This is a genomic window from Pseudomonas sp. NPDC090755 (assembly GCF_044769005.1).
GTDB lineage: Bacteria > Pseudomonadota > Gammaproteobacteria > Pseudomonadales > Pseudomonadaceae > Aquipseudomonas.
Genome location: NZ_JBIVXC010000040.1, coordinates 1 through 11,556, shown reverse-complemented (window position 1 = coordinate 11,556; position 11,556 = coordinate 1). Strand labels below are relative to the sequence as shown.

The 11,556-nt window shown below is 62.0% G+C and carries 5 protein-coding genes; 3 read left to right on the top strand and 2 right to left on the bottom strand.

Annotated features, from left to right (window positions below; translation table 11 throughout):
• The coding region (locus tag ACIQUS_RS26785; RefSeq protein WP_403054087.1) for an immunoglobulin-like domain-containing protein at positions 1–7,032 on the top strand (7,032 nt) is incomplete at its 5' end.
• A 158-nt stretch (positions 7,033–7,190) separates the two neighbouring features.
• Positions 7,191–7,529 (top strand): tryptophan synthase subunit beta, encoded by a 339-nt coding sequence (locus tag ACIQUS_RS26780; protein ID WP_403054084.1) that lies wholly within the window; start codon positions 7,191–7,193, stop codon positions 7,527–7,529.
• A 36-nt stretch (positions 7,530–7,565) separates the two neighbouring features.
• Here the strand turns inward: ACIQUS_RS26780 and lapD are convergent, their stop codons facing one another.
• On the bottom strand, positions 7,566–9,512 hold the full coding sequence (gene lapD, locus ACIQUS_RS26775) for a cyclic di-GMP receptor LapD (protein WP_403054081.1): 1,947 nt from the start codon (positions 9,510–9,512) through the stop codon (positions 7,566–7,568).
• A 10-nt stretch (positions 9,513–9,522) separates the two neighbouring features.
• Complete coding sequence (lapG, locus tag ACIQUS_RS26770; protein WP_403054078.1) at positions 9,523–10,185, bottom strand: cysteine protease LapG; 663 nt, start codon at positions 10,183–10,185, stop codon at positions 9,523–9,525.
• A 335-nt stretch (positions 10,186–10,520) separates the two neighbouring features.
• Between lapG and ACIQUS_RS26765 the strand changes: the two genes are divergently transcribed.
• Entirely contained in the window at positions 10,521–11,213 is a 693-nt protein-coding gene (locus ACIQUS_RS26765) for a GntR family transcriptional regulator (protein ID WP_403054075.1), read from the top strand.
• Positions 11,214–11,556 lie beyond the last annotated feature (343 nt).

Below are 11,556 nucleotides of genomic sequence, written 5' to 3'. Positions count from 1 at the left end.
ACCGTCACCGACGGTCCAGGTACCGAAGACAGCACCGACCTGAAGCTGACCGCCACGCCATCGGTCAACGAAGGTGGCGAGATCACCTACACCGCGACGCTGACCAATCCGGCCGGCACGGCCATGACCATCACCCTCAGCAATGGTGAATCGATCACCATTGCTTCCGGTGAGACTTCGGGCAGCGTGACCATCGCCGCGCCGGATGATGACGTCTACATCGACGCTGGCCAAGTCGAGGCGACCATCACCGGCACCTCCGGTGGCGACTTCGAAAACCTCAACGTCGACTCGTCGGCGGCCGTGACTGAAGTCAAAGACACCCTCGATCCGTCGACCGTCAAGTTGACTGCCGACGTCAGCACCATCGGCGAAGGCGGCGTGATCACCTACGCCGCCACCGTCAGCGCCCCGGTCACCGGCAGCCCGCTGGTGATCAACCTCACCAACGGCCAGCAGATCGTCATCGCAGTCGGCCAGAGCACCGGTACCGTGCAGTTCACTGCACCGGACAACGTGCATAACAGCAACCTCGACCTGACCAACGCGATCAAGGACGTCAGCGGCGGCAACTACGAGCAGCTGACTGCCTCGGGTACTACCACTGTGACCGTTATCGACGGTCCAGGTAGCGAAGACAGCACCGGTCTGAAGCTGACTGCGACGCCATCGGTCAACGAAGGCGGCGAGATCACCTACACCGCCACGCTGACCAACCCGGCTGGCACCGCCATGACCATCACCCTCAGCAATGGTGAATCGATCACCATTGCTGCTGGAGAGACGTCGGGCAGCGTTACTGTCGCGGCACCAGACGACGACGTCTACATCGACGCTGGCCAGGTCGAAGCGACCATCACCGGCACCTCCGGTGGCGACTTCGAAAACCTCAACGTCGACCCGTCGGCGGCCGTGACCGAGGTCAACGACACCATTGACCCATCGACGGTGAAACTCACCGCCGACGTCAGCACCATCGGCGAAGGCGGCGTGATCACCTACACCGCTACCGTCAGCGCCCCGGTCACCGGCAGCCCACTGGTGATCAACCTCACCAATGGCCAGCAGATCGTCATCGGTGTTGGTCAGAGCACTGGCACCGTGCAGTTCACCGCACCGGACAACGTGCACAACACCAATCTGGATCTGACCAACAGCATCAAGGATGTCTCGGGTGGTAACTACGAGCAGCTGACTGCCTCGGGCACCACCACTGTGACCGTTACCGACGGTCCAGGCACCGAAGACAGCACCGGTCTGAAGCTGACCGCCACCCCGTCGGTCAACGAAGGCGGCGAAATCACCTACACCGCGACGCTGACCAACCCGGCCGGCACCACCATGACCATTACCCTCAGCAATGGTGAATCGATCACCATTGCTGCCGGTGAGACGTCGGGCAGCGTTACCATCGCCGCGCCGGATGATGACGTCTACATCGACGCTGGCCAGGTCGAGGCGACCATCACCGGCACTTCCGGTGGCGACTTCGAAAACCTCAACGTCGACTCGTCAGCGGCCGTGACTGAAGTCAAAGACACCATTGACCCGTCGACGGTGAAACTCACTGCCGATGTCAGCACCATCGGCGAAGGCGGCGTGATCACCTACACCGCTACCGTCAGTGCGCCGGTCACCGGCACGCCGCTGGTGATCAACCTCACCAATGGCCAACAGATCGTCATTGGTATCGGTCACAGCACCGGCACCGTGCAGTTCACCGCACCGGACAACGTGCACAACACCAACCTCGATCTGACCAACGCGATCAAGGACGTTTCGGGTGGTAACTACGAGCAGCTGACTGCCTCGGGCACCACCACTGTGACCGTTACCGACGGCCCAGGCACTGAAGACAGCACCGGTCTGAAGCTGACCGCCACCCCATCGGTCAACGAAGGTGGTGAAATCACCTACACCGCGACGCTGACCAACCCGGCCGGCACCGCGATGACCATCACCCTCAGCAACGGTGAGTCCATCACCATCGCTGCCGGTGAGACTTCAGGCAGCGTGACTGTCGCGGCACCAGACGACGACGTCTACATCGACGCCGGCCAGGTCGAGGCCACCATCACCGGCACCAACGGTGGCGACTTCGAAAACCTGGCTGTGGATAACACCCCAGCCGTTACCGAGGTCAAAGACACCCTCGATCCGTCGACCGTGAAACTCACTGCCGACGTCAGCACCATCGGCGAAGGCGGCGTGATCACCTACACCGCTACCGTCAGCGCCCCGGTCACCGGCAGCCCGCTGGTGATCAACCTCACCAATGGCCAGCAGATCGTCATCGGTGTCGGCCAGAGCACTGGCACCGTGCAGTTCACTGCGCCGGACAACGTGCATAACACCAACCTGGATCTGACCAACAGCATCAAGGATGTCAGCGGCGGTAACTACGAGCAGCTGACTGCCTCGGGCACCACCACTGTGACCGTTACCGACGGCCCAGGTACCGAAGACACCACCGGCCTGAAGCTGACCGCCACCCCATCGGTCAACGAAGGTGGTGAAATCACCTACACCGCGACGCTGACCAACCCGGCCGGCACCGCGATGACCATCACCCTCAGCAACGGTGAGTCCATCACCATCGCTGCCGGTGAGACTTCAGGCAGCGTGACTGTCGCGGCACCAGACGACGACGTCTACATCGACGCCGGCCAAGTCGAGGCCACCATCACCGGCACCAACGGTGGCGACTTCGAAAACCTGGCTGTGGATAACACCCCAGCCGTTACCGAGGTCAAGGACACCCTCGATCCATCGACCGTCAAGTTGACCGCCGACGTCAGCACCATCGGCGAAGGTGGCGTGATCACCTACACCGCCACCGTCAGCGCCCCGGTCACCGGCAGCCCGCTGGTGATCAACCTGACCAACGGCCAGCAGATCGTCATCGGCGTCGGCCAGAACACCGGTACCGTGCAGTTCACTGCACCGAACAACGTGCACAACACCAACCTGGACCTGACCAACGCCATCAAGGATGTCTCGGGTGGTAACTACGAGCAGCTGACCGCTTCGGGTAATACCAGCATTACCGTCACCGACGGCCCGGGTACCCAGGATGCAACCGGCCTGAAGCTGACTGCGACGCCGACGGTCGATGAAGGTGGCAAGATCACCTACACCGCCACGCTGACCAACCCGGCCGGCACCGCCATGACCATCACCCTGGACAATGGCAAGACCATCAGCATCGCCGCAGGCGCAACCAGTGGCAGCGTCACCATCGATGCGCCAGGCGATGACGTCTACATCGACGCCAGCAATGTCAGTGCGAAGATCCTCGGCACCACCGGTGGTGACTTCGAAAGCCTGGTCGTCGACGGTTCTGCCGCCGTGACCAAGGTCACCGATACCATCGACCCGACCGGACTGACCCTGACCGCGACGCCATCGGTGCAGGAAGGTGGCCAGATCACCTACACCGCTACCCTGAGCAATCCGGCAGGTACTCCGGTGACCGTGACCCTGAGCAATGGCAAGACCATTGTCATCGCCGCGGATGCGACCAGCGCCAGCATCACCGTTCCAGCTCCGAAGGATGATGTCTACCTCGATGCCGAGGACGTCAGTGTGACCATCACCGGCGCCAGCGGCGGCAACTTCGAGAAACTGAACATCAGCGACACGCCGGCGGTCACCCATGTGTCCGACACCATCAACACCACCACGGTCAGCATCAGCGGCACCACGTCGGTTGCGGAAGGCGAATCGGCGACCTACACCCTGACGCTGACCAATCCGGCGGATACCGACGTCACCATCACCCTGACCTACTCCGGCACCGCCGCCAACGGCCAGGACTACACCGGTGTAACCACCGTGGTGATCAAGGCAAACACCAGTTCGGCCAGTTTCAACGTCCCGATCATCCGTGACGGTATCGCCGAAGGTGCCGAGAACTTCACCGTGCGGATCAACTCGGCCACTGGCGGCAACTTCGAGAATCTGGTGGTCAGTGGCAGCGCTGGCAGCGTCACCACCACCATCCAGAGCAACGAAGCACCTGTTGCCGCTGGCGGCGCCGTTACCGGCAACGAAGACAGCGACCTGGTACTGACCTGGGCCAACTTCGGCATCAGCGATGCCGATACCCCGGCCGCCAACCTGGGCCTGACCATCACCCAGCTGCCTGCCGACGGCGTGCTGCAGTACAAGGATGGCAACGTCTGGAAAACCCTGACCGCGGCCGATGCCGGCAAGGTCTTCACCAAGGCTGACATCGATGCCGGCAAGCTGAAGTTCGTCCCCGATCTCCACGAGTCGGGTATCAACAGCTTCGGTGGCAACGGCGTTGGTAACAAAGAGGCCGACTACGCACAGATCAAGTTCAAGCCTACCGACGGCCAGGGCCAGGGCAATGAAGCGACCTTGAAGGTCGATATCACCCCGATCGCCGACAAGCCTGACTTGAGCATTGGCAGCAACAATGTCAACTCGGTCGGCCTGCTCAAGGAAACCTGGAACAGCCTGAGCGGCCTGGGTACCAACGGCAACGGCATCACCGGCGATGCACTGAAGAACGTGTTCAACAACTCCGGCAGGCCCAACAGCAGCACTGTCGTGACCGATGCCAAGTCAGACGGCAGTGTGGCGGGCGGCACCGGGTCGAAGACCTCTGGCCTGATCTTCCTGGAAGCCGGCAAGACCTACACCTTCAGCGGTGTGGGTGACGACAGCCTGCTGATCACCATCGGCGGCCAGAACGTGGCCGGCGCCACCTGGGGCGCGGGTGGCGCTATCAGCGGCTCGTTCAAGCCGACCATCAGCGGCTACTACACCCTGGACATCTACCACGCCAACCAGAGCGGCCCGGGCAGCTTCGACGTCAACCTGTCGGTCAACGGCGGCACGGCGGTCGATCTGAACAACGCCAACATCCCGATGTACCCGAGCGTCAACGACCTGATCAACGCCGGCGTGACCGTCGGCGAGCTGCACGGCAGTGACGGCGAAGGTTACTACCAGGGCTACAAGCTCAATGAAGGCGCAGAAAACTCCACCATCAAGCTGGTGGGCATCTCTACCCAGCTGGTTGACCGCGATGGCTCTGAAACCCTCAGCGTCAAGCTGGGCGGCATTCCGGAAGGATCCGTGCTCAGCGACGGCAATGGCCGTACCGTTACGGTCGGCAAGGGTGAAGTCGATGTCACGGGCTGGAACCTGAACAGCCTGAGCGTCAAGCCGCCTGCCTACTATCACGACTCGTTCACCATCACCGTGACCTCGACGGCCACCGAGAAGGCCAACGGCAGCACCAGCTCCGCCCAGGACTTCATCAAGGTCACGATTTACCCGGACAGCTACAACACCGGTAACCTGACGGCCGAGAACGACAGCAAGACCCTGGGCACCGACAACGACATCGTCGTTGCCGACGTCAACGGCCTGCACGTCGTGCCTGGGCAGGACTACAACCTGGCGTTCATCGTCGATACCTCGGGCAGTATGGAGAACTCCGGCGTCAACGCGGCGAGGAAGTCCCTGGAGTCAGTGTTCAAAACCCTGGCCAACAGCGTCAAGGGCGCAAACTCCGGTACGGTGAACATCCTGCTGGTGGACTTCTCCGAGAAGGTCAACGTGACTGTCTCGGTCGACCTCGCCGACAAGAACGCGATGGCAACGCTGCAAGCGGCACTGAACAAGCTCAAGGCCGGTGGCAGTACCAACTACGAGGATGCGTTCAAAACCACGGCCAACTGGTTCCAGAACCTCAAGGATGCAGGCAGCAAGGGTAGCAACCAGACATTCTTCATCACCGATGGCGAGCCTAACGTCTATCAGACGAACGAACGGACCAACCCGACGTTCGCGTACTCCAGTTACACCATGGATGGCGAGCTGAGCCGCCTGAATTACAAACTGGGTGATGTCATCACCAATGAGATGGTGGGGAACTACAACCGGATCAGCGTCAACAAGTCCGGCTACCTCACGGCCGAGTACCGCTCCGGCAATTCGTGGTACACCGACTACGCCGCCTCCGGCAAGCTGAATGCCCAAGGCGACGGTACCTATGAGTTGTCGGTGACGGATTCCAGCTCCTATTGGGCTGCCGTCAACGCGAAAGAGGCGTTCCTGTTGCTGGCCAATCATTCGAGCGTCGAAGCGATCGGCCTTAATGGTGGCGTCAACGCCAACAACCTCAAGCCATACGACACCGACGGCAAGCCGCAGACCAACATCGACCCGAGCAAGCTGGCCGAGGCGATCCTCGGTCATACCGAGGCCACCAAGCCGGGTAACGATGCGGTCGGCGGTGGCGACGGCAACGACATCCTGTTCGGTGACCTGGTCAGTTTCGACGGGATCGCCGGCAACGGTGTCGAGGCGATGCAGGCCTATGTCGCCGGCAAGCTGGGCGTGGGCCTGGAGACTGTCGACGGCCGTGTACTGCACCAGTACATCACCGAGCACGTCAGCGAGTTCGACGTGTCGCGCAGCAACGACGGTGCCGATACCCTGCTGGGCGGCGACGGCAACGACATCCTCTTCGGCCAGGGTGGCGACGACTACCTCGATGGCGGCAAGGGCAATGACATCCTGCTCGGCGGTGCCGGCAAGGACACCCTGATCGGTGGTGAAGGCAACGACACCCTGATTGGCGGCGAAGGCATCGACACCCTGCTCGGCGGTGAGGGCAACGACATCCTCATCGGTGGCAAGGGTGACGATGTCCTCACCGGTGGCAGCGGTGCCGACACCTTCGTGTGGAAGGCCGGCGACACCGGCAAGGACGTGATCAAGGACTTCAAGCCTGCCGAAGGTGACCGTCTGGACCTGAGTGACCTGCTCCAGGGCGAGAAGGCCAGCACCATCGACAACTTCCTGAAGATCACCACGGTCAACGGCGAGTCGACCCTGCAGGTCAGCTCCGAAGGTAAGCTCAACACCGCCGGAGGCCTGGCCAACGCCGATGTGACGATCAAGCTGGAAGGGGTCAACTGGTCCAACACCACGATCAACTCGCTGGTGACCGGTGCCGACCCGACCATCAAGATCGACCATTCCAACAGCTGATGCCCTCGCCTCCTGCAGCCGGACACTGGCGGCAGGAGGCGCCGGGCTTTCCCAGTGCCGTCTTCACATTGCATACTCGCTCGCCGGGCCCACAGCCCGGTGTGCTTGGCCTATGCTGCTGACTGCGGATACGGACTCAATTTGACGAGGGATACTCCATGTTCTACGTGCAACGCGATGCACAGGGCCAGTTGCTTCGAGTGGAAGCCGCCGCCTTCGACGGGTACACGGAGGAGTTGCCGGCCGACCACGCCGAGGTTCAGGCATGGTTTGCCGATGATGTGGTCGAGAACAGCCTCAAGCAGCTCAAGCAAAGCGACCTGGACATGATCCGGGTGCTCGAAGACTTGATCGAAGTGCTGACCAGCAAAGGGGTGATCAGCATCACCGACCTGCCGGCCGGTGCCCAGGCCAAGCTGCTCAGCCGTTCCAGCGCCCGTGAGGCCCTGGGTGGGCTGAACAACCTGATCGACGACAGTGACAGCGGCCTGATCTGATCGCTGCGGGCCTGGTCCAGGCCCGTTCGCAGTGTCTCAGCGCCAGGGGGCCGGCTCACCGACCAGCCGCCCCTGCACGCCCTGGATCCCCATCTCGCGCAGCACCTTGAGCTCCCCTTCGGATTCCACCCGCTCGGCAATCAGCGGCAGGTCGATGCTGTGCGCGGCGCGCTGGATGGCTTCGATGAACAGACGCTTGTGGCGTTCCTGGTCAATGGCGCGAATGTAGCTGCCGTCGATCTTCAGGTAGGCCAGGCCCAGGTGCGCCAGGTTGCCGATCATGCTGAAGCGCCCGCCAAAGCGCTGCAGGCTCAGGCTGAAGCCAAGGGCGTGCAAGCGTCGGGTCAATTGTTCCAGCGCGGCCTGGTCAGGCAATTGCTCTTCACCGATTTCCAGGGTCAGGCGTGGCCCCAGCGCCGAGTGCTGGCCAAGCAGTTCGTACACCCGCTGCAGTGCCTTGTCGTCAGCCAGGGTCGCCGCCGACAGGTTCAGGGCCAGTGCCTCACTGTGACCCTGCATGTGCTTGAGCACTTGATCGAGCATCAGCACATCGAGCCGCGCCGACCAGCCAAAGCGCTCCAGCCAGGGCAGGAAGCGGCCGGCGGCAATGGCCTGGCCATTGGCGTCGAGAACCCGCGAGATCACCTTGTAGTGCAGCACCTGCTCAGGCGCATCGCAGGCCACCACCGGCTGGAAGAACAGCTGGAAGCGCCCTTGCTGCAATGCCTCATCGAGCAATGTGTGCCAGGCATGATGGGTATCGCCCGCCTGCGGCGCCGTACCTTGCTCCAGGCAGACCCAGCCTGGCTCGACCTGGCCCTCGGCCCGGGCCAGGGCTTCGTCGGCCAGCTTCAGCAATGCCTGCGGCGCGTCGCCCGGGCTGTAGGGCGCCATGCCGATGCAGGCCACCGGGGTAACATCGGTGGCCCCGGTATCGGCCAGGCTCTGCAGGGTGACCTCCAGGGCCTGGGCCAGCTGCACCGCCTCTTCATGCACCAGGCCGGGCGCCAGTACGGCGAACTCGCCGCCACGGCTGCGGGTGATCAGGTTATTGGTTTCCGGGTAGTTGGCGCAGGTGCGCTGCAGTTGCTGGCCGACCGCCTGGAGCAACTGGTCGGTACGTTGCCCGCCCAGGCGCTGGTTGAGCCCGGCGAGATCCTTGACCCTGAGCAGCAACAGATAACCCGGCCGGGCTTCTTCGATATTGCTGACCTGGGCATTGAGTTGCATCTCGAAAAAGCGCCGGTTGGCCAGGCCCGTTAGGCTGTCCTGGTAGGATTCCGTCCGCAGTTTTTCGCTGCGCTCGGCCTGCTCCTTGAACAACGCCTTGAGCTTTTCGACCATCTGGTTCATGGCCTGCACCACCCGACGCAGCTCCGGGGTACTGGGCAAGTCGGGCAGGCTGAGGAACTCGCGGCGGGCAATGGCGTGGGATTGCGCCACCATGTAGTCCAGAGGCTTGAGTTGACGGCGCAACAACAGGGCGCCGAGCACCGCACTCAAGGCTCCGCAGAGCAACAGCCAGCCCAGGCTGCCCAGGGCGCTTTGCCAGAGCTTGGCCAGGGCGAACATCGGGTGGCTGACCACCTCGACCCGCGCCGCCTGCTGCCAGCCACGGCTGACGATGGCATCGCCACCGGCCGCCTCGAGGCCGATCAGGCGAACGAACCAGGCCGGCACGCCGTTGGCCTCTGCCTCGGCGTGGCGCTCCACCAGCACGGCGTTGGAACCCAGGTCGACGACCTTGATGCTCGAGTAGTAACCGCTGTCGAAAATCGAGCTCACCATCAGTTCGACCATGGCCGGGTCGTCGATGTTGGGCGTCAGCGACAATGCCAGCGCGGTAGCCGCGTCCTGGGCATGCGAGCGCAACTGGTTGACGTACTGGCTGCGCGAACTCTCCAGGCTGACCATGAAGCTGCCACTGAAGGCGACTACCAGGAACAGGCAGATGGCAAGCAGCAATTGTTTGAACAGTGACATCTGTCCTCCTTTAGTAAACCGGCTCGGCCGGGAAACCTTCGGCCTGCATCTTTTTCAGTAGATCCTGCCAGCGCGACAAACGTTTGGTGTCGCCGACCTTTTTGTTACCGCCGGCACCGGTCAGCCACAGGCCTTCACCATTGAAGGCGTAGACAGGTATCAGGTCGGTACGCTCGCTGGCGGGTTTGATCGCGTCCATCAGGCTGTCGAGCACCAGCGGCATGGCATTGGGGCTCGAGTAATAGGTCAGGACCATGTGTGCCCGATTCTGGCGCAGCGCCTTGACGTAGGTGATGCGCAACTTGTCCGCCGGCATCCCCATGCGCCGCAGGCTGAAGTACTTGGCGATAGCATAGTCCTCGCAGTCGCCCGCTCCTTTGATCAGTGCCTGTATGGGTGTTGACCAGTAATCGACCTCGCGCCACAGGTCGATATCCTCGACGTAGCGCAACTGGTGGTTGAAGAACTGGTTTACCCGCTTGAGTTGCTCGACGTCGCTGCCCTGCTTCTGCGTCGTCAGCAGGTTCTGCCAGGCATCGATACGCGCTTGCCCCGGGCCCAGTGGGCCATACAGGGACTGGGCACGACGACTGATCTGGGAAAAGTCCCAGTCGGCTTGCAGCCCGCCTATCAGCAGGCAGCCGAACACCACGGCAAAGACAAGCCGGCGCATGGTCAAGTGAACAGCCCAACGTATCGCCAATGCGAAAACCCGCGCAGCCCCGTGGAAAAGCACCGATGGTGCGGCCTTGCCCATGAAAAAACAATGGCACCTTACAATCACGGCACGATCGACCCGGCTTTTCTCCAACAGCATCTCATCCGGCCACTATGTCGGGGCGACTTCCCTTGGAGAAGAACTTCATTCACGATAGTAAGTACCGCCGCGCCCGCTGCCAGCCGGCTGATTCCGGGCGCCTGACCATGCGGTTTGACAAGCACCGGACCTCTAACTAGTGTGATTGGATCCAATTTAAATCACACATCGACAACAGGGCAGAACACAGCGTGACCGACAAATCCCGATCCTTGAGCGAAATACTGGGCGGCGAGCAAGTACCTCCGCACCTTGCTCGTAGTGTGATTGAAGAGCGGTTGCGCAGCGCTATCCTAGATGGTCGCCTGCCTCCCGGGCGAGCCCTGCGTCAGCAGGAGCTGGCCACGCTGTTCGGCGTCAGCCGCATGCCGGTGCGTGAAGCCCTGCGTCAGCTCGAGGCGCAATCGTTGTTGCAGGTGGTGGCCCACAAGGGCGCCGTGGTCGCGCCTCTGATTGGCGAAGATGCCATGGACACCTACGCCCTGCGTGTGATCCTGGAGTCGGAGGCGCTGCGCCAGTCGATTCCCCTGCTCGATGCCGACGACATTGCCCTCGCCCGCAGCTATATCGCCCAGCTGGAAAACGAAACCCGGCATTCTGAAATCGGTCGCCTGAACCGGCTGTTTCACATGAGCCTGTACAGCAAGGCATCCAACAAGAAGTTGTTGCGCCTGATTGAAATCGAGCTCAACGAAGAAGAGCGCTTCCTGCGTTTCCACCTCTCGTCCATGGGCCTGGGCAAGCTGACCCAGGATGACCACAACGGCCTGGTGGACGCAGCCAATGACAAATCCATCGACGATGCCATCAGGATCCTTGAACGCCACCTGAATTCGGCGCAGAGAACCATCAGGGCCTACCTGAGCAGTCGACCGCAAGGGTAATTCCGAGCGTTTCCCGCTTCCCGCCTCCCCCTCTCCCGCTGCCAGTCATGGCAGCAGGAGATGCCAAGCCTCTGTACGGGCCCTGGTGCCAGATTCAGACGAGCATTAATACCCTTTGATCAACACACGCAGGATTCGATGCCAGCGGCCTCCTGTGAGACGACAAGTGCATCGTTTGAGTCAGTGTGGTGTATCTGGGATACCGGGGGGGCCGGATCGCAGCCTGGCGGCAGCGGCTACAGATGGCGGCGCCAGAAAGACAAAACCCCTACCTGCGTGCGCAGATAGGGGTTTCGGAATTTAATCTTGACGATGACCTACTCTCACATGGGGAAACCCCACA